Below are 19,566 nucleotides of genomic sequence, written 5' to 3'. Positions count from 1 at the left end.
GCTTGCAGTTTGGCATAAAACTTTTTACATTGGTATTCTCTTTTGACGGGTCCGTAATAAGAGGAGGTGCGGATTGAAGTACTCACCCGGAAACAGCAGTCGGATCGCCGCATTGCTGCTGGCCCTTTGCTGGGTCCTGACCGCCGGCAACGCCGAAGCGGAGGCCGGTGGCCCCAAACCGGCGTTAAAAGCCCTTTCCGCCGATGGTCAGATGGTCATGAGCCCGTCCGACCGTTGTCCGGTGTGCGCCATGTTTCCGGCCAGGCGACCCGATTCGGCAGCGGCCATGACCCTGACCAGCGGGGAGACCTTTTACTTCTGCAGCAACGGCTGCCTGCTGCGCACCTGGCTGCGACCGGGCGCGTACCTCGGCCGCGACCGCTCCGAAATTGACCGGCTGGTGGTCTGGGACTATTTTTCCGGCCGTCCCATTGACGCGCGCAACGCCGTCTGGGTGGCCGGTTCCGATGTGATCGGCCCCATGGGACCGGCCATCGTTGCCCTTGAGGACAGCGGCCAGCTGGACACCTTCAACCGACGCCACCATGGCAAAACCGTGTTCAGATTTGATCAATTGAACGACGATCTGTGGCGACGGATCAGCACCCGCGACCTTCCGCCGGCAGGGTCCGAGTAAGTGCCCGGCCCATCCTTCCCGTCTCCCGCGCCATGCCGGTTGGCCTGGCGTCTGCTGATCATGGCCGCTGCGACGAGCCTGCTGATCGTTCTGATCATCGGGGTTCATCTGGCAGCCGGCCGGTTCCGGGCGGAAAACGATCCCTCGGCAGGATGGATGCACGTCTTTGCCCTCTCCCGCCCCGCCCTGTGGAATGCCGGCAGCCCGGCAAGGCACCCGGAAACCGTCCATCCGGGGGTTCCCCTGCGTTCGATGGCCGGCCTGGAAGGGGCCCCCTGATGCTGGCAAACCGCCATCTGCCCATGGCCATCTGGGCCGCACGGGAAATCCAGCGTCATCCCGGCCGCGCCCTCCTGCTGTTTGCCGCACTGGCCAGTCTGGTTTTTCTCACGGCCACGCACCTGCTGTTCAGCCAGGCCCTGGATACCACCTGGGCCCGTCTGATGCAAAACGCACCGGATCTGGTGGTGCGACGGGTCGACAGCGGTGGCTGGGCCTCGCTGCCGATCGACACCGGCTTATCCGCGGCCCGGGGCGTTCCCGGCGTAATCGGCCTGACCCCGCGCCTGTGGGGGGTGGTCAGCGGCCCCGAGGGGCCGGTAACAGTGGTCACCGCCGGCAGCCTCCCCGACTCATCCCTGTTGGACGGTATCGCGCCGCCGGCGGCCGGTCAGGCGGTGGTGGGCCAGGGCGTATCGCCGACGCTGCCCGGCAACCGCCTGACCCTGACCGCCCGAGCCGCCATCGCAGTTGAGATCACCGGCCGGTTCCCGCCCGATACCAGCCTGGCCACCGTTGATCTGGTGTGGCTGACGGAAAAGGACGCCCGGCGGCTGCTGGGCATCCCCAGCGGCCAGGCCAGTGATCTGGCCGTCCGTCTGTTCCGCCGTGAAGAGGAACAGGCCATCCAGGCCGACCTGGCCGCCGCCATGCCCTGGCCCGTCCGGATCACCGACCGCAGCACCAGCGCCCTGCGCTACCACACCCGCGCCGTTCAAACCGGCGCCAGCACCATGTTGGCCGTGATTCCGTGCCTGCTCGCCCTGCTGTTGATCGTCACCGCCGTGATCGCGGAAAACCGGGGTCAACTGGCCCGCCAGGGTCTGCTCAAAGCCATGGGCTGGACAACGGCCGATATCGTCCGCATGCAACTGTTCAAGGCGCTCATCGTTGCCCTGCCGGCACTGCTGGTCGGGCTGGCGACGGCCTATGGGATGGTTTTCTGGCCACCCCTGGCCGGCGTCACGGCCATGTGGATCACGGGCGGAACGCACCTGCCCGCCCTGGCCCTGGACGGCCACGGCGCCGGTCTGATCCTGCTGGAGATGACCGCCATGGTGGGGCTGCCCTATCTGGCCGCTGTTTTTCTCACCACGCTGCGGGGTGCGGCCAATGATCCCGGAAGCGCGCTTCAGGCCGGGCCATGGAACTGAGCGCCGGACTGGCATGCCGCGGGCTGGATTTCCGCTGGCCCGGAAAGGCGGACACGCAAACGGCTGTCCTGCAATCGGTTCAGGCGATCTTTGCACCGGGGACAATCAACCTGATCACCGGTGAAACCGGTGCCGGCAAAAGCACCCTGCTGCACCTTCTGGCCGGCCTGCTCAGCCCCACGGCCGGGACCGTCTGGGCCGACGGCCAGCCGGTGTCGCACTGGCCAGCCCATCATCGGGATCGCTGGCGGCAGAAAGCAGGCATCGTGTTTCAACATCTGGCACTGATTCCCGATCTCAGCGTGGCGGAGAATCTGCTGCTGCCCCTGGTTCCGCGCAACCTCGCCTGGCCGCGGATGCAAACCGCCATCCAGCAGGCCCTGGAGGCAGCCCAACTGGCGGATCTGGCCGACGCACCGGCAGGCACCCTCTCCGGCGGCCAGCGCCAGCGCGTGGCCATTGCGCGGGCCCTGGTGGCGGCCCCGCGATTCATCCTGGCCGATGAACCCACCGCCTTTCAGGACGACCGGCAGACCCACCGGATCGCCATGCAGCTGGACCGGGCCGCCCGCCGGGGTGCCGTAGTGGTGGTCTGTTCCCACGACCCCCGCCTGAGGCAGTCGGCGGTCGTGGGGCACCGTTTTCACCTGGCGGCCGGAAAACTGGCCGCACCGTGATCTGGCATCCCTTGACCTGGGCCTTCTGGGTCGCTGCGGCGACCGGCACGGCACTTTACGCTATCGCTACCGGCTGCGCCGTGGACGTGGCCCTGAACTGGCGTCCGGATCATGCGGATCACGGGCAACTACGCTGTGAACGGCATGCCCAGATGGCATCCCTGCTTGGCCGCTGGGCCCTGGGGATCCTGGCGGCAGCGGCCCTGATCGGGCTCGTCGGCATCAGCCGGGTCTGGCACCGGATCATCCCCGGCGCCATGTGCGGGACCGGCGTCCTGCAGGCCATGGGCATATATGGCAGCCAGGCGTTGATTTTCTGGGGCCTTCTCCTGGCGCTTTTTTGGGGATGGTCGGTCGGCGACCGGCTGGATCAGTCCCGCCCGCAAAGTTGCCTGGCCGAAACCGGCGCCCGCCTGTTGATCGCGGTCTGTCCCATTCTCGTCCTGGCCCTCTTCCACACCTGGCAGGCCGTTATGCAGATCGACGGTGCGCCGCCGGTCAGCTGTTGCGCGGCGGTTTACGACCGCATCCTGAACAACGATTCGGGTCTCGCCACCCAGTCACGAGCCATTTCCATCGCCCTGTGGAGCAGCCTGAGCGGCATCGCCATCCTGCCGCTGGTAGTGATGATGGCGGTCAGGTATCCCCACGGCCCCACCGGCGGCATCGCAGCACTGCTTGCCATCGCCTGGACCGGGACATCCACGGTGGCCGTCAAGCATACCTGGTCAGCCTATTACTACCAGGTGCTTTCCCATCCGTGCCCCTGGTGCCTGTTTCTCCCCGATTACAACGGGGCCGGATTTCTCATCTTCGGCTGCCTGGCAATCATCTTGCTCGAAAGCATCGCCCTCTGGACCGCCGGCCGGATCCGCAGCCACGCCCCGCTGGTCGACCCGGCCGACCAGCGCATGCGCCAGGCGGTATGGCGGATCGTTGTTGCCCTGGTCGGTTTCACCCTGCTCACTGCCGGCCCGGCAATTCTCTGGCGCCTGCGTACCGGTGTGTGGATGGACGGGACATAACGCCCCGGGCCCGTCCTCACACAGTTATGGTCCATGCATCAAAATTATGGAGATTGACAACTATTCCGGCATTTTGCTATTTTAACGGTAATCTTGCTTCAGATCGATCCAAATCCCGACATCACCAATGACAACGCCGCAACCATTACGGCGGCCTGATTTTCTCTCGACAACCGAGCAGTCCATCGGTAACAAAACAGGCATCCATCCATGCCAGCAGCATAGTCAACCTGGCACAAACGGGCATCACGCATGAATCGTCGAACATTTCTCAAGATTACCTCCATGGGCAGCGTCGCTTTTGCCGCCGGCTGCTCCGCGAAAACGGAAGACAACCTGTTCACCATGGTCCAGGCCACCGAGGACATGGTCACCGGACGGGCCAACTGGTATGCCTCCACCTGCCGCGAATGCCCGGCCGGCTGCGGCGTACTGGCCAAGAACCGCGAAGGACGGGTGATCAAGCTGGAGGGCAATCCCCTGCACCCGGTCAACCGGGGAACCCTATGCATCCGCGGCCAGGCGGCCCTGCAGGGGGTCTACCATCCTGACCGGCTGACCCTGCCCCAACTGAAAACCAAGGACGGCTGGGAATCGCTGCCTTACTACAAAGCCGCCGAGTTAGTCGCTAAACAGTTTCGAGCGGCGATCGACAAGGGCGACGGCCGGGTCGCCATGCTCACCGAAACCGTGGGCCGGACCCAGTTGGATCTGTTTGCCACGGTGATGCAGCATGCCGGCGCCGCCGCCCCGGTGGTTTTCGAGCCCCTGGCCTATGAAGCCCTCAAGTTCGCCCACACCGAACTCTGCGGCGCCCCCATCCTGCCGTCACTGCACCTCGACCAGGCCGATGTGCTGGTCGGCTTTGGCGCCGATTTTCTGGAAACCTGGCTCTCGCCGGTGGAATACGCGCGCAAATTCAAGGCCATGCACGGCTACAAAAAAGATGACAAGGGGCGCTTTCTCCAGGTGAGTCCCTTCCAGTCCCTCACCGGTGCCAATGCCGATCGCTGGATCGCCTGCCGACCGGGCAGTGAACCCGCCGTGATCATGGGGTTGATCCAGATTGTGATGGGCGACGCCAACGGACGGCGGATCGACGGCAAGCTGCTCAGCGCCCTGGCGGACCTGACCGGCGACCACACGCCCGAGGCGGTGGCGAAAATTTCCGGGGTCAGTCCGAAGGACCTTACCGCCATCGCCCGGCAGCTGATCGCGGCCAGGCGGCCGCTGGTCCTGGGTGCTGGCGCCGCAAGCAGCGGCAAGGCGGCCGTAGCCACGGAGCTGGCCGCCCTTTTTCTCAATTTGGCGCTGGACCCCGCCCTCCCGCTGTTCGATTTCGCCAGCCGCCACCGTGTGGAGATCGCCGACCGGCGCGCTGCGGTAAATGATTTTTTCGACAACCTGCAGAAAAACGATGTGAAACTGGTTTTGCTTAACAACATCAATCCGGTGTTCACCCTTCCCGACGGCGGACGCATTGCCAAAATCCTGGGTGAGAGAAAACGGTTTGTGGTCGCCTTTGATAATTTTCTCAACGAGACCACAGCTCAGGCCGACCTGATCATCCCCGTGCAGATGGCCCTGGAGACCTGGGACGCCTATGAGAGCAACACGGCCAGTCTGGCCACCCTGCAGCCGGCCATGGGGCGCATCAACCGGGCGCCGGCCATCGGCGACCTCTTCCTGGACCTTTTGCCTGCTGAAAAGCGGCCGGCGGAGAATTACCAGGCCCTGGTGACCCGAACGGTCCTGGCCGACGAGGCCAAGTCCACGACCGCGGCCTGGCTGAAAACCGTTCAGCAGGGCGGTCGGTTTGCCGACACCGCATCCGCGGCAAACACACCCCAACCCAACCTGAAAGCCGCCGCCACCCTGAAACGCTGCCTGGCGGATCTGCCGGCCCCGTACAACACACTGACCCTTCTGGCGCCGCCGTCGATCCGCTTCTTCGACGGTCGCGGGGCCAATCGTCCCTGGTTGATCGAGACCCCGGATCCCCTGACCCAGATTCCCTGGCAAACCCCAGTACTGATCCACCCGGAAACCATGGCGGCGGGCGGCATCAAGGACGGTGACCGGGTAACCCTAAAAACCGAGGCCGGTACGATCGAGGCGCCGGCCTACGGGTATGCCGGTCTGTTTCCACAGGCCATCGTGGTCCCCACCGGCCAGGGACATACCGGCTTCGGCCGTTGGGCCAGCGGCCAGGGTGTCAACCCCCTGGCGCTTCTCGCTGCGGCGACCGACCCCGACGCCGGGGCACCGGCTTTTGCCACCGTTCTGTCCAGCCTGGAAAAGCGCCGGCAGCATGACCAACTGGCCATCACCTCGGGCAGCCGAACGGCCCTGCACCGCAAAATCGCGCCCACCGTGGCCATGGATGAAATCGGCCACCGGGACGCGCACGGCGAGCCCGCCCTGACCATGGACACCTTTCCGCTGACCCCGCCCACGCCGGAGGGATACGATCCCAAACGGGATATCTATCCGCCCCACGATCATGCCGGCTATCGCTGGGCCATGATCGTGGATGTGGACCGCTGCATCGGCTGCAGCGCCTGCGTGGCGGCGTGCTACGCGGAGAACAACATCGGCATCGTCGGTGAACAGCGCATCATCGAAGGCCGCGAGATGGCCTGGCTGCAGATCCAGCGCTACCATGACCCGGCGGACATGGCACGCATGACCTTCCTGCCCATGATGTGCCAGCATTGCGACAACGCGCCCTGCGAGGCGGTCTGCCCGGTCTACGCGCCCCATCACTCCAAGGAGGGGCTCAACAACCAGATCTACAACCGCTGCATCGGCACGCGCTTCTGCGCCCAGAACTGCCCCTACAAGGTCCGGCGCTTCAACTGGTTCGACTGGAAATGGCCCGAACCGCTGAACATGCAGCTCAACCCCTGGGTAACCGTGCGCAGCAAGGGCGTGATGGAGAAATGCTCCTTCTGCGTCCAGCGCATCAAACGGGCCCACAACGCGGCCAAGAACGAGAAACGGGCCATCCGTGACGGTGAGGTGGTGCCGGCCTGCGCCCAGACCTGCCCCACCGGCGCCCTGACCTTCGGCAGCCTCATGGATCCGGACAGCCGGGTCAGCCGAATGATCAAGGATCCGCGGGCCTATCAGGTGATGGGTTACCTGAACACCAAGCCGGCGGTGATTTATCTGAAGAAGGTGGTACAGGAGGTGTAGGGGCGAAAAATCTTTCGCCCAATCGACCGTGCCCGACAAGGGCGAAAAAAATAAAAAAAGAATTCAGAAGTCAGGAGACAGAATCCAGAAGAAACAACCGTATATTGCATTCAGGTTACATAAAAGACCCGCCAAAGGCGGTTCCGCGCCTTCTGACTTCTGACTTCTGACTTCTGACTTCTGTATTCTGTATTCTGTATTCTGTATTCTGTATTCTGTATTCTCGATTATTTAAAAGACAGCATGTACGGACAGGAGAACTTCTGGCAATACCATCGGTAGTGGAAAGATAAATATGGAACAGACACTGACTTACCAATCCATCGACGACACGGTCCTCGACACCCTGCTGCCGCCCCGGCGCAGCTACTGGGTGGTCGTGTCCCTGCTCTTCGCCGGCGTGCTCATGGGCGGCGCCTGCTGGATGGTTCAGATTCTGGTGGGCATCGGCGTGGGCGGCCAGAACAATCCCGTGCACTGGGGAACCTACCTGATCAACTTCGTCTTCTGGGTAGGAATCGCCCACTCGGGAACCCTGATCTCGGCCATCCTGCATCTGTTCCGGGCCGGCTGGCGCAACCCCATCGCCCGGGCCGCCGAAACCATGACCGTTTTCGCCGTCTGCACCGCCGGTCTCTACCCGTTCATCCACCTGGGCCGGGTCTGGATGGTCTACTACATGCTGCCGGTGCCCAACCAGCGCACCCTGTGGCCCAACTTCCAGTCCCCCCTGATGTTCGACGTGGTGGCCATCTCCACCTACCTGACGGTGAGCAGCCTCTTCTGGTACACCGGCATGTTGCCGGATCTGGCCATCATCCGCGACCATGCAACGGGGGTGCGGCGCAAAATCTTCTCCGTCCTCTCCCTGGGCTGGACCGGTGAATTCGAGATCTGGCGCCACTACACCCGCGGTTACCTTTTCTTCGCCGCCCTGGCCACGCCCCTGGTCATCTCGGTGCACAGCGTGGTCTCCTGGGACTTTGCCCTGAGCGTGGTGCCGGGCTGGCACACCACCATCTTCGCGCCTTACTTCGTGGCCGGTGCGATCCACTCGGGTCTGGCCATGGTGGTCACCCTGATGATCCCCCTGCGCGTCATCTTCCGCTACGAAAACATCATCACCGACCGGGTACTGGAGAGCGTGGCCAAAACCATCATCTTCACCGGCCTGATCGTCGGCTTCGCCTACGGCACCGAGATCTTCATCGCCTGGTACAGCCACAACCCGATTGAGATGGAGTCCTTCCGCTGGCGGGCCTTCGGCGATTATTCCCTGGAGTACTGGATCATGGTCAGCTGCAACGTGCTCATCCCGCTGCTGCTGTTCTTCAAAAAAATCCGCACCAACATCCGCGTGCTCTTCATCATCTCGCTCCTGGTCAACGTGGGGATGTGGTACGAGCGTTTCGTGATCATCATCGGGTCGGTGGCCCACGATTTCCTGCCCCACGCCTGGGGGCTCTACTCTCCCAGCTGGGTCGAATTCGGCATCATGATCGGCAGCTTCTGCCTTTTCTTTTTCCTCTTCGTGCTTTTCGTCAAGCACATGCCGTCGGTCTCCATGACCGAGATGAAAGAAACCCTGCATGAAGGAGATTCCCATGCCGGCTGACACGGTTTCCATCATGGGCATTTTCGCCAGTGAGAACGGGGCGGCCGTCGCCATTGACGGGCTGCACGAAACCCCCTGGACCATCGAACGGGTGCACAGCCCGATTCCCAGCCATGCCATCGAACAGGCCCTGGAGCTGCCCAAAAGTCGCGTGGGCTGGTTCACCCTGGCCGGCGGCATCATTGGTTTTTTTGCCGGCTTTCTTCTGGCCGCCTTCACGGCCACACGCTGGTCCCTGATCGTCAGCGGCAAGCCGGTGGTGGCCCTGGTGCCGTTTTTCATCGTGGGGTTCGAATTCACGATCCTCTTCGCCGTTTTCGGAAATATCCTGGGATTGATCTCCCAGGCCCGGCTGCCACGCTTCAAGGCCGTCGCCGGTTACGACGAACGCTTCTCCGGCGACCGCTTCGGGGTGCTGGCCCGCTGCACCAGTGACGAGAAAGAACGCTTGACCCGGTTTTTCGAAGAAAAGGGCGCCGAGACAAAAGTCGTCGTTCAGACGGATTCGTAAAAAGCCCAAGATCAAGGCTTGCGAATCCTGAGAATACCGCTATCGCGGGTGCCGTAGGCAGCGTACTGAGCGTACTCCGCAGTGACGAAGGATACGCGCAGGCGCCGATATCGGGTTTTTTACGAATCCGTCAAGAACAACGGGAAGGGAACCATGATAGACAACCACAACCACCCCCCTTCGCTCATGAGGATCTTCTATGGCCTCGCAGCCGCCGGGGCGCTGATCTTCATCGCCGTGGCCATTGTTGGCGACACGGCCCGGGCCTGGCAGGCCTACCTGCTCAACTTTCTCTTCTTCTCGGCCATTGCCCAGGGGGCGGTCCTCTTCTCGGCCCTGATGCACACGGTCAAGGCGCGCTGGAGCGGTCCCCTGGCCGATGTGGCCGAATCCTTTGCCGCCTTTTTCCCGGTTTCCCTGGCATTGTTTCTGATTCTGTTCCTGGGCCGCCAGTATGTTTTCCCCTGGCTGCACGAGGATCTGCACGGCAAGGAGGTGTGGCTCAACCTGCCGTTTCTCTTCGGCCGCGATTTTATCGGCCTGTGCCTGCTCTACGGCTTAGGGCTGGTTTTTCTCTACCACCGGCTCTACTTCACCTTGACTGCGCGCGGGGCGCGCGGCCCCCTGGGCCGGCGGCTGCTGGACCGCTGGGCCAGGAAAACAGTGGATGAACAACGGATGGCCGGACGCACCACCGTTTTCGCCATTCTCTACCTGCTGGCCTTCGCCATTGTCCTCTCCCTGATCGGCTACGATCTGGTCATGGCCGCCGACCCGCACTGGTACTCGACCCTCTTCGGCGCGTACAGCTTTGTCAAGGCCGTGTACATCGGTTTCGGGGCCCTGATCGTCCTCAGCGCGAGCCTGCACATGAGTGAAAGAAACAGCTACCAGGTCCAGGAAAACCAGTTCCACGACATCGGCAAGCTCTTCTTCGCCTTCTGCCTGGTGTGGGCCGATTTCTTCTACGCCCAGTTCGTGGTCATCTGGTACGGCAACATTCCCGAAGAGACCAGTTATATCATCGAACGCACCATGGCCACGCCATGGAACACCCTGGCCTGGACGATCTTCATCGGCTGTTTCATTGCACCGTTCATTATCCTGATCAATCGCCGCATCAAAACCCGTCCCAGGGCCATGACAGTGATCTGCCTCCTGGTGATGAGCGGCATCTGGCTGGAGCACTACCTGCTGCTCGGCCCGGCCTTCCATCACCATGCCGAGCATCTGCCCCTGGGATGGGTGGAAGCGGCCGTGGCAATCGGCTTTTTCGGGTTGCTGGCCGCTGCCGTCACCGCGTACTTTAAAAAACTACCGGAACTGCTGGAAAACGGAGAGCCTGACCGACTGACGGTCGAGGCCGGTTAGGAAAAAATGGAAATTCTGATTACCACCTTTATCCTGCTCACCCTAGTGGGGGTTGTTATTCTCATCGGCACCCGGGGACGGCCCATGCGCTTTTTCACTGCTTTCGGCGAAACCCTGGTCCACGTCTGGGAAAACCGCGGCCCCATGTTCTGGGTGGGCGCATGCGTCATGCTGGTACTGGGATTTCTCTTCTTTTTCTATGCGTCGCCGGCCACGCGCATCGGGGCGGCCCAGCCGATTCCCTTCAGTCACCGGCTGCACGCCGGCCACAAGGCCATCGACTGCCGCTTCTGCCACTCGTATGTGGACAAATCGATTCATCCGGGAATGCCGCCCGTGGAGAAATGCCTCTTCTGCCATAATTACATCATCGCCAACCACCCGGAAATCCAGAAGGAGCACGACTATTTCAACACGGACACGCCCACGCCATGGGTCAAGGTGTTTACATTGGCCGAGCATGTGGTTTTCAACCACGAACGGCACATCAAACGGGATATCGCCTGTGAATCGTGCCACGGCGAGGTCCGCGACATGGACCGGTTGAAGGGAGAACGGTTCAAAATGGGATTTTGTATCGAGTGCCACCGGTCCTTGGATGTCAATATTGGGTGCTGGTTGGCGTGTCACAATTAATTAGGAATTTTTAATTTTAAATTTTGAATGAAGGAATTCTTCCGATTGGGAACGCGAAAATGTTGAATTATGAATTTTGAATTGAGGAATTCGATCAATTATAAAATCGGCACCATCCAATCATTCAAAATTTAAAATTCATAATTGAGAATTTAACTTGCAAGGAGTCGCTCTTGTCCACCGACACCAAAATCATAGAATCCAACACCACCGCCAAGGGGTTTGCCCTGACATCCGCCTTCTGGATGATGGTGGCCACCTTTTACGGGCTGTTGGGAGCCACCGAACTGGTCGCCCCGGACCTGACCGCCAACATGGGCGGCATTGTCTTCGGGCGCGTGCGGCCCACCCATGTCAACCTGGTGCTGTTCGGGTTCGTCACCCCGGGCCTGCTCTCGGCCGCCTTCTACTTCATTCCCAGGTTGCTGCGCACCCGGCTCTACAGCGAGCGGTTGGGCGTGGTGACGGTCATTTTGTGGAACCTCGCCCTGATCGGCGCCGTGGCCAGCCTGGCCGCCGGCATGACCCAGGGGCGCGAGTACGCCGAATTGATCTGGCACCTGGACGTCATGGTCCTCGCCGCCTTCGGCCTGGTGTTCATCAATTTCATCATGACCGTCAAGAACCGCACGGAGCCGATTCTATACGTGTCGGTATGGTATATGCTCGCCGGCGTGGTGCTCACCTTCAGCACCTTCGCCCTGGGAAACGTGGTCTGGAGGCCGGACAGCGGCGCCCTGGTGGGCATTCCCGATGCCATCCTGCTCTGGTTCTACGGCCACAACGTTTTCGGTCTGCTGCTGACGCCGTTTTCCATTGCGGTCGCCTATTACGTGATCCCGCGCGCCTGCCGGGCACCACTTTACAGCCACACCCTCTCCCTTCTGGGATTCTGGGCCCTGATCGTGGTCTACACCCATATCGGCACCCATCACCTGCTCCAGGTGCCGGTGCCGACCTGGCTCAAGGTGGTGGCCATCGTGGACAGCATCGCCATGGTCATCCCGGTCATGGCCTTTCTGATCAACATCTGGTACACGGCCCGGGGCCGGCTGGGCGAAATCCACGCCGACATCGGTGCCAAGTTCATCTTCACCGGAACGATCATGTACTTTTTCGTCAGCATCCAGGGTTCCCTCATGGCCCTGCCCGATGTCCAGCGCGTGACCCACTTCAACAACTGGGTGGTGGCCCATGCCCACATCGGCGTGCTTGGTTTCGCCGGTATGATCGCCCTGGGCGGGCTGTACTACACCGTGCCCAAGATGTCGGGCAAACCGCTCTTCAGCCGTTTCCTGGCCGACTTCCAGTACTGGATGGTGCTGATCGGCATGGTCGGCTTCACCGTGGTGCTGACCATCGCCGGACTGATCCAGGGCAACGCCTGGCTCAACGGCGAAACCGTCTACCGCGTCCTGCCGGAAATCCACGTGTATTACGTGGTGCGCGCCGGCCTGGGATTGATGATCTTCTCCAGTGCGGTGCTGGGGTTTTATAATATCGTCCGCTCACTGTTCGGAAAATCCGGAGCGCCATCATGAAAATGACTCCCCTTGCCGTAGTCGCCGGATCGCTCCTGATCCTGGCCACCATCGTCTTCGTGGTCATCCTGCTGCCTTATGTGCACACCAGCCAGACCGCGCCATCGGAGATCTTCCGCCAGCGCTCCGTGGATGAGGCCGCCGGCCGGAAGCTTTACATCGCCAACGGCTGCGTCTACTGCCACAGCCAGTCCATCCGCACCATCGACTGGGGGCTGGGCGCCGAACGCATCGCCCAGGCCGGCGACTACGTGGAGGACTACCCGATCCTGCTGGGTTCCCAGCGCACCGGCCCGGACCTTTCCCAGGACGGTGGCGAGCACCCCGACGACTGGCACGTGGCCCACTTTGTCAATCCCCGCTATACCCGGCCGCTCTCGATCATGCCGCCCTTTGAATTCTTGGGCGATACCGGCATGAACCAGCTGATCCGCTACGTGCAGAGCCTGGGCATGAAAAACGCCGACCACCGCATGAAACGCCAGGCCTTCTGGAAGGCCGAATCCATCAAGGCCTACGAGGCAGGGCCGGACGCCAATGTACAGTGGCTCAGCGAGAACATTCCCCAGGGGTGGCGGGACGTACCCAACCCCTACCCCACCAGCGAAGCGGGGCTGGCCCGCGGCCACAAGATCTACCAGGATTTCTGCTTGGGCTGCCACGGCCCGGTGGGTGACGGTATGGGACCGGCCCAGCCGCACATCTACCCGCCGCCGCTCAACTTCACGATTCTGAAGAACCGTGAAATCAGCGGAGGAATCCTCTACTACCAAATCATGAACGGCATTACCGGCACGGCCATGCCCTACTTCAAGCGCGAGCTGGAGTCGGAGAAAATCTGGGACGTGGGCAACTATGTGGCGGTAAATTTTATTAATGAGAGCGATGCGAATATGGAACCTAAGGGGATTGACGCGGCGTATGAGCCGTAAGCGAAATGTCAAAGGCCAAATGACAAATGTCAATTGAAGGTATTCTATCCTTTTTAAGAATGATTTATTTTGGTGGATACGGTTGAATTTAATTTGGAGGAACGGACGGCGATTTTTGGCGAGCGGATCATTGAACTCGCCCAATCCCTTCCCGACAATAGCGTAAATGATGTACTTATCAGGCAAATCGTCAGATCCGGGACCAGTGTCGGAGCCAACTATATGGAAGCAGACAGTGCCGGGTCGAAAAAAGACTTTAAATACAAAATCGACCTATGCCGTAAAGAGGCCAAGGAGACCAAACACTGGTTGAGAATGATTGCCAAGGCGAACCCGAACGAGAAGGAAACGATTCGCCCGCTTTGGCAGGAAGCCCACGAACTGACGCTGATCTTTTCATCGATCGCCATGTCGTGCCGGAAAAAATAAAAAAAAGGAGTCAACCGCCATTTGACACTTGTCATTTGAAATTTGACATTTAAAAAGGGAGTCAACCACCATTTGACATTTGTCATTTGAAATTTGACATTACCATTATGTACTACCCCTACTTCATCGCCTACATCACCATCGGCCTGGTCATCAGCCTGGCGGTCTTTTACTGGGCGTTCAAGACCGGCCAGTTTGGCGATCAGCAGCGGGCCCGCTATCTGCCCTTAAAGGACGATGGCGATGCACCGCCGGTCAAGGCGACCCGGTTCAGTCGGATCGAAATCTACGGTCTTTTTGTCCTGGCAATCGCCGGATTGGGGGCAACGGGGGCGGTTCTGGCATTCGCCCTCTATTTCAGCAAACAGTGAGGATCCAGCATGCGATTTTTCCAACTGCTCAGTTTTCAGCATACCATGGCCTGGCTCTTTCCCACCCTGATTTTCATGGTCATTTTCGGTGTGGCGCTGGCCTTTGCCCATTTGCATGGCAGGGACAGCGAGGCCAGCAAGAAACGCATCACCGGCCGCTACGCCGACGGTATCGAAGAGCGCAATGCCCCCTATCCCCTGGTGATGATACTGATCATCGCCGGCACCTTCATCTGGGGCTTTTTCTACATCGTCATGCACGGTGTACTGGGAGTGAAAATCTGAAATGAACAACAACCCGCACCAACACGAATCGATTTTCAGGACCTGGATCTGGATTGGTGTCATGCTGGGCATTATCCTGTTCAAGGGGTTCCTGTCCTTCTATGTGGTCTCGGACATGGGCCAGCCCACCTGGGCCTACCGCCCGGTCAAGGATGTGCCGGCATCCTCACCCTATGCCGTTTACCAGCGAATGCCCAATCCCCAGCATGTCAGAGGGGCCGGAGGAGAATAAATGGGTCGCATACTCGCAGTCATGCTGATTGTCTGTACGGTGGCCCTGGCCGCCTGGGGCGTGATCACCGCCTATGATGAACTGATGCCCGCCGGCCGCATGTGGAAAACGCCGGCCATCAAGCCCCACGAGCATCCCATCCCGGTCATGGCGGCGGGCAGCGTTCCGGTATCCGGCGGGGAAGCCTTTTTCCATGCCGCGGCGGCCGAGGATCTCAAGCCACCCTTTGACCTGACCGATCCGGCGGTGATCGCCACCGGAAAAACCGCTTATGGGTACTACTGCGTCCACTGCCACGGAAAAAACGTTGACGGCTATGGCACCGTCGGCCAGAGTTTCGCCCCGAAACCCAGGGACCTGCGGGACGCCAAGGTCCAGACCATGGCCGGGGGAACACTGTTCAAGGAGATCAGTTTCGGCCTGCCCGGCGGCCGCCAGCCACCCCTGGCCACCACCATCGCCCCGGATGACCGGTGGCGGGTGATTGCGTATGTCAAAAGCCTGGGCCGGCGTAATTGACGCCGGCAATGACAAATGACAAAGCTCAAATGTCAATTGAAGGATCGGGCCGATTTTAACCTCAAATCGACAGCATTCCACCATTTGACATTTGGATTTTGCCATTTGGCATTTTCCCAATCCATCTGAGATGATTTTTCAAACCCCAATTCTCGCATTCCCGATTGATTCCTTCCATGCCCTCCCACTGTGATTTATGTGGTCTGCCGTTACGCTACGGAACGATCACCCACACCATCGATGGTCACACGCTCTCCTTCTGCTGCCAGGGCTGCCGGATGGTCTACACCATGCTGCTGGAGTCGGCCGAGGTGGACGACCCGGCCCGTTTCCGGGAAAGCGACCTGTTCCGCCAATGCGTGGCCGCCGGGGTGATTCCGGCCAGCGAGGCGGATCTGCGCCGCATGCAGGAAACCACGCCGACGAAGCACGCCTCGCCCTCCCAAGCGGAGACAGCAGGCCACGCATCCGATCCACCGGACACCCTGAGTGTTGACCTGAAGGTGGACGGCATGTGGTGCCCGGCCTGTGCCTGGGTGATCGAAACGGCTCTTTCACGGATGGAGGGCGTGGAACAGGCCACCTGCCATTTCTCCACCGACCGCCTGCGTTGCCATTACCGGCCCGACCGCACCGATCCGGAAGCGATCCGCCAAACCGTCGCCCGCCTGGGGTACCCGGTCCATGACACCGAGGCCGGCAGTGACGGGCAATCGGCCTTTCGCCGGGAACTGATCCGACTGATCATCACCGGCCTTTTCTCGGCCAACGTGATGATGCTCTCCTGGGCGCTGTACGCCGGGTTCTTCACCGATCTCACCGATGATGCTGTGTTCAAGATTTCCCTGCCCATTGTTCTCATGGCCACGGTGGCCTTTGTTTACGGCGGCGGCCCCATGCTGCGCAAAGCCTGGTTCGGTGTGGTGCATCTGGCGCCGGGCATGGAGACCCTGGTGGGCATGGCGGCCGGTTGCGCCTACGTTTACAGCCTCTTCAACTGGCTGACGGGCAGCATCCACCTGTACTTCGATACGGCCAGCATGCTGATCACCCTTGTGCTGCTGGGCAAACTGCTCGAACTGCAGGCCCGTGGCCGGGTTCGCCGGGATCTGGACAATTTTTTCGCCCTGCAGCCGAACAAGGTACGCATCGTCACCGATGGGTGGCCGGCGGGACGGTATGCGTCCATCGGGCAGTTGGCCGCGGGCGACCGTTTTGCCGTCGAGGCCGACGAAATCGTGCCGGCGGACGGGCGGGTGGTGTCGGGCAGCGCCCGCGTGGACGAATCCGCCCTCACCGGTGAGCCGCGGCCGGTGGCAGTAAAGGCCGGTGACATCATCAAGAGCGGTACGCGGGTCATCGACGGCCGTGTGATCGCCATGGCGGAGACCATTGGCGAGGCCAGCGTGCTTGGCCAGATGATCGCCATTATGACCCGCAGCCTGGAACAGAAAAGTGATTTCGAGGGTCGCACGGACCGAATGTTGCGCGGATTCGTGCCCCTGATCGTCCTGCTCGCCACCGGTACGGGGATCGCCTGCGCCATGATCGGTTACTCCCTGCACCAGTCGCTGGTTCGGGCCGTGACCGTCATGGTCATCTCCTGCCCCTGCGCCCTGGGCGTGGCCATTCCCATGGCCCGCCTGGCCGGGATTTCCCTGGCCGGCCGCCGGGGCATCCTGGTTCGTGACATTGAAGCCTTCGAACGGGCCGGCACGACAAGCAGCATCGTGTTCGACAAAACCGGGACGCTCACCCGCGGCCGCTGGCAACTGAGTCAGGTAGAATGCCGTCCAAGCCTTGATCCGGATCAGGTGATCGCCTGGGCCGCCGGCCTGGAACAATCCGTGGAGCATGAAATCGCCCGCGCCATCAACGCCCATGCCAGGGAAAAGGGCATCTCACCGGCCCGCGTCGACGATATCGTTGTATCTTCCGATGGCATCGCGGGACGTTTGGAGAAAAAAAACCTGCGCATCGGCAGCCGGCAGTTTGCCTGGGGAACTGCAGAAATGGCGACGGGCAAACCGGTTGGGCAAACGGAAACGGCCCTCTCACAAGTGTTCATAAGCGTAGACGGCCAGCCGGCGGCCAGCCTGTATTTCGGTGACAGCCTCAGGCCAACGGTGCCGGACTTGATCGACAGCCTGAAGGCCGAATACCGTCCGATTGCCGTCATCTCGGGGGACGGCGAGCGGGTTACCCGTGAAGTGGCCGAGGCCCTTGGTGCGGATGTCGCCCAAGGGCGCCTGCTGCCGGCGGACAAGGCCGCTTTCATCGACAAACTGATCCAACAGGGACACCGGCCGGCCATGGTGGGCGACGGCATCAATGACGCAGCCGCCATGGCCCGCGCCCAACTGGCCGTGGCCCTTTACAACGGCCAGGCCCTGGCCGCCGAGGCCGCCCATCTGACCCTCATGCGCGGCGATCCGGCCCAGTTGATGGATGTTTTCTTACTCTCCCGACGGGTCAACCGGAAGGTCACCCAGAATCTATGGTGTGCCTGGATCTACAACCTCATCGGCATCCCCGTGGCCATGAGCGGCCTTCTCACCCCACTGATCGCCGCCACGGCCATGCTGCTCTCCAGCCTCACCGTCATCGGTAATACGCTTTTACTTGTCAGACGGGACTGATTTTACGGGTGATGGTGGATTCAAGTTGAAAAACCATTGAAAAAATTGATCCATACGAATAAGTCGATCAAATTCATTGGTCCGGCCTCAATGTATCAAGGTCACCCTCCCATTTGACTTTGAACCGGTCGTGTATTTTGATCAATGTGTGGCTGTTAAAAATCAAGCGGACTGGCGGCGTCTTTAATGGTACGGCTTTCTATTGTGTGGGTGTAAATCATGGTTGTGCGCACATCGCTGTGGCCAAGGAGTTTCTGAATGGTACGGATGTCATAGTTGGCCAATAGCAAATGGCTTGCATAGCTGTGACGAAACGTGTGTGCCGATGCGCGCTTGGGAATTTTCGCCGTTCTTACGGCGGTTCTTATGGCTTTTTGAACGTGGGTAGGGTGCAGGTGGTATCGTCTGTATTGGCCTTCATCGGGAACAAGCGTCAAGTTTTTCGCTGGGAAAAACCACTGCCACACCAATTCTTTAGCTGCATTTTTGTATTTCTTATCCAGTCTTCCCACAAGAAATGTTCCGCCATATCCGATATCCAGGTCCTTTTGGTGTAACTCGACGATTTTTTCCAGCTGGATTTTTAGTTCCGAAATGATCGTCTTCGGAAGAGGAACAGAACGATCCTTTTTCCCCTTTCCGTCGTGGATGGTCAGAACGCCACTTTCAAAGTTGATGTCCTGGACACGTAGCCGCAGGCATTCAGATAAACGAAGCCCGCATCCATAGAGCAGCTTGGCAACTAAATCGAACGGTTCATGGAGCATTCCAATAACCGCGTCAACCTCTTCGCGAGATAATACGGCAGGTATATAGGGTTTCCGTTTGGCCCTGGGAATATTTTTTAATTCACCGAATTCGGTTTTAAGAACGTGCCGATAAAGAAACAGAAGTGCATTGAAAGCTTGGTTTTGGCTGGACGCGGATACATTTCGTTCCACTGCCAGATGGGTTAAAAATTTTTTAACATCCTGGGATGACAGCAGTTTAGGATCTTTGCTCTTCACAAAGCTTTGCAGTTTTCGCGCCCAACCGCTATAAGAGGCCAACGTTTTTGGTGAGTAGTGCCTTAGCTTTATTTCCGATGTCAAACCTTTGAAGACGTTCGTCCAATCGGCGTTTTGAGCTTTGGGGGTTTCTTTTTTTATTGTAAATTGGGTTGTTTTTTCGTTTACTTGGTGAAATTTATATTGAGGCCCCTGTTTTTGTTCCTGAATTTCGTAATAAATTGCAATTGCATCTGACGCCTGCCTGATTTGCCAGGCTGTCTGTTTCTTTTCCTTCAGCTTATTGCCAAATTGAATCAGGCTTTGCGGGTTGGAATGAATGTGTCCATATTTTGAGCAAAAGTCCAGATAATAACGCAACCACTTTCTATAATTGAAATGGTGCTGCTTAGGAATGCCTTTTGCGGTCAAATACGCATCATAGGATGCTTGTAGGTGGTTTGGAATAGCTTTCATGGGTTATCCCAGTTTTCCGTATAACATTCATATTTGGAGTTATACAGTTAGA

At 59.8% G+C, this 19,566-nt stretch carries 19 protein-coding genes; 18 read left to right on the top strand and 1 reads right to left on the bottom strand.

The features are described from left to right. Positions 1–73: 73 nt before the first annotated feature. The 18 genes from GN112_RS23070 (at position 74) to GN112_RS22990 (ending at position 18,051) form a co-directional block, all read left to right on the top strand. Positions 74–637, top strand: coding sequence for a nitrous oxide reductase accessory protein NosL (locus GN112_RS23070; RefSeq protein ID WP_155312356.1), 564 nt, complete (start codon positions 74–76; stop codon positions 635–637). Continuing rightward, positions 638–916 (top strand): hypothetical protein, encoded by a 279-nt coding sequence (locus GN112_RS33675; RefSeq protein ID WP_162459080.1) that lies wholly within the window; start codon positions 638–640, stop codon positions 914–916. It begins immediately after the preceding gene. After that, complete coding sequence (locus GN112_RS23065) at positions 916–2,070, top strand: ABC transporter permease (RefSeq protein WP_162459079.1); 1,155 nt, start codon at positions 916–918, stop codon at positions 2,068–2,070. The genes GN112_RS33675 and GN112_RS23065 overlap by 1 nt, the downstream gene beginning before the upstream one ends. After that, positions 2,061–2,747 carry an ATP-binding cassette domain-containing protein gene (locus GN112_RS23060; RefSeq protein ID WP_155312354.1) on the top strand — a complete coding sequence of 229 codons (687 nt, stop codon included), beginning with the start codon at positions 2,061–2,063 and terminating at the stop codon, positions 2,745–2,747. Before GN112_RS23065 ends, GN112_RS23060 begins: the two co-directional genes overlap by 10 nt. Continuing rightward, positions 2,744–3,772 (top strand): hypothetical protein, encoded by a 1,029-nt coding sequence (locus GN112_RS23055; RefSeq protein ID WP_155312353.1) that lies wholly within the window; start codon positions 2,744–2,746, stop codon positions 3,770–3,772. The genes GN112_RS23060 and GN112_RS23055 overlap by 4 nt, the downstream gene beginning before the upstream one ends. A gap of 252 nt (positions 3,773–4,024) precedes the next feature. Next, positions 4,025–6,970 (top strand): 4Fe-4S dicluster domain-containing protein, encoded by a 2,946-nt coding sequence (locus tag GN112_RS23050; RefSeq protein WP_155312352.1) that lies wholly within the window; start codon positions 4,025–4,027, stop codon positions 6,968–6,970. 295 nt (positions 6,971–7,265) lie between these two features. Further along, positions 7,266–8,585 carry an NrfD/PsrC family molybdoenzyme membrane anchor subunit gene (nrfD, locus tag GN112_RS23045; protein ID WP_155312351.1) on the top strand — a complete coding sequence of 440 codons (1,320 nt, stop codon included), beginning with the start codon at positions 7,266–7,268 and terminating at the stop codon, positions 8,583–8,585. Further along, positions 8,575–9,096, top strand: a complete 522-nt coding sequence (locus GN112_RS23040) for a DUF3341 domain-containing protein (protein ID WP_162459078.1) — start codon at positions 8,575–8,577, stop codon at positions 9,094–9,096. Before nrfD ends, GN112_RS23040 begins: the two co-directional genes overlap by 11 nt. A gap of 153 nt (positions 9,097–9,249) precedes the next feature. Next, positions 9,250–10,467, top strand: a complete 1,218-nt coding sequence (locus tag GN112_RS23035) for a hypothetical protein (RefSeq protein ID WP_155312349.1) — start codon at positions 9,250–9,252, stop codon at positions 10,465–10,467. Positions 10,468–10,473: 6 nt separating this feature from the next. After that, complete coding sequence (locus tag GN112_RS23030) at positions 10,474–11,103, top strand: cytochrome c3 family protein (protein WP_231717106.1); 630 nt, start codon at positions 10,474–10,476, stop codon at positions 11,101–11,103. 173 nt (positions 11,104–11,276) lie between these two features. After that, positions 11,277–12,644, top strand: coding sequence for a cbb3-type cytochrome c oxidase subunit I (locus GN112_RS23025; protein ID WP_231717105.1), 1,368 nt, complete (start codon positions 11,277–11,279; stop codon positions 12,642–12,644). Beyond that, positions 12,641–13,576, top strand: coding sequence for a cbb3-type cytochrome c oxidase subunit II (locus GN112_RS23020; RefSeq protein ID WP_155312348.1), 936 nt, complete (start codon positions 12,641–12,643; stop codon positions 13,574–13,576). Before GN112_RS23025 ends, GN112_RS23020 begins: the two co-directional genes overlap by 4 nt. 72 nt (positions 13,577–13,648) lie before the next feature. Then, positions 13,649–14,005, top strand: coding sequence for a four helix bundle protein (locus GN112_RS23015; RefSeq protein WP_197743380.1), 357 nt, complete (start codon positions 13,649–13,651; stop codon positions 14,003–14,005). Between the two features lie 86 nt (positions 14,006–14,091). Next, entirely contained in the window at positions 14,092–14,376 is a 285-nt protein-coding gene (locus GN112_RS23010) for a cbb3-type cytochrome oxidase assembly protein (RefSeq protein ID WP_155312346.1), read from the top strand. Between the two features lie 9 nt (positions 14,377–14,385). Continuing rightward, on the top strand, positions 14,386–14,661 hold the full coding sequence (locus GN112_RS23005) for a cbb3-type cytochrome c oxidase N-terminal domain-containing protein (protein ID WP_155312345.1): 276 nt from the start codon (positions 14,386–14,388) through the stop codon (positions 14,659–14,661). A gap of 1 nt (position 14,662) precedes the next feature. Continuing rightward, a complete protein-coding gene (locus GN112_RS23000; RefSeq protein ID WP_155312344.1) occupies positions 14,663–14,893 on the top strand; it encodes a hypothetical protein in 231 nt (76 codons plus the stop codon). Beyond that, positions 14,894–15,412 (top strand): c-type cytochrome, encoded by a 519-nt coding sequence (locus GN112_RS22995; RefSeq protein ID WP_155312343.1) that lies wholly within the window; start codon positions 14,894–14,896, stop codon positions 15,410–15,412. Positions 15,413–15,588: 176 nt separating this feature from the next. Further along, positions 15,589–18,051 carry a heavy metal translocating P-type ATPase gene (locus GN112_RS22990; protein ID WP_155312342.1) on the top strand — a complete coding sequence of 821 codons (2,463 nt, stop codon included), beginning with the start codon at positions 15,589–15,591 and terminating at the stop codon, positions 18,049–18,051. A gap of 155 nt (positions 18,052–18,206) precedes the next feature. On the opposite strand, the gene GN112_RS22985 is transcribed toward GN112_RS22990, so the two are convergent. After that, positions 18,207–19,514: an integron integrase gene (locus GN112_RS22985; protein ID WP_155312341.1), complete on the bottom strand. Its 1,308-nt coding sequence runs from the start codon at positions 19,512–19,514 to the stop codon at positions 18,207–18,209. Between the last annotated feature and the right edge of the window lie 52 nt (positions 19,515–19,566).

Source organism: Desulfosarcina ovata subsp. ovata (assembly GCF_009689005.1).
GTDB lineage: Bacteria > Desulfobacterota > Desulfobacteria > Desulfobacterales > Desulfosarcinaceae > Desulfosarcina > Desulfosarcina ovata.
The sequence above is the reverse complement of the archived record's forward strand: the minus strand, read 5'-3'. Positions and strand labels throughout refer to the sequence as shown.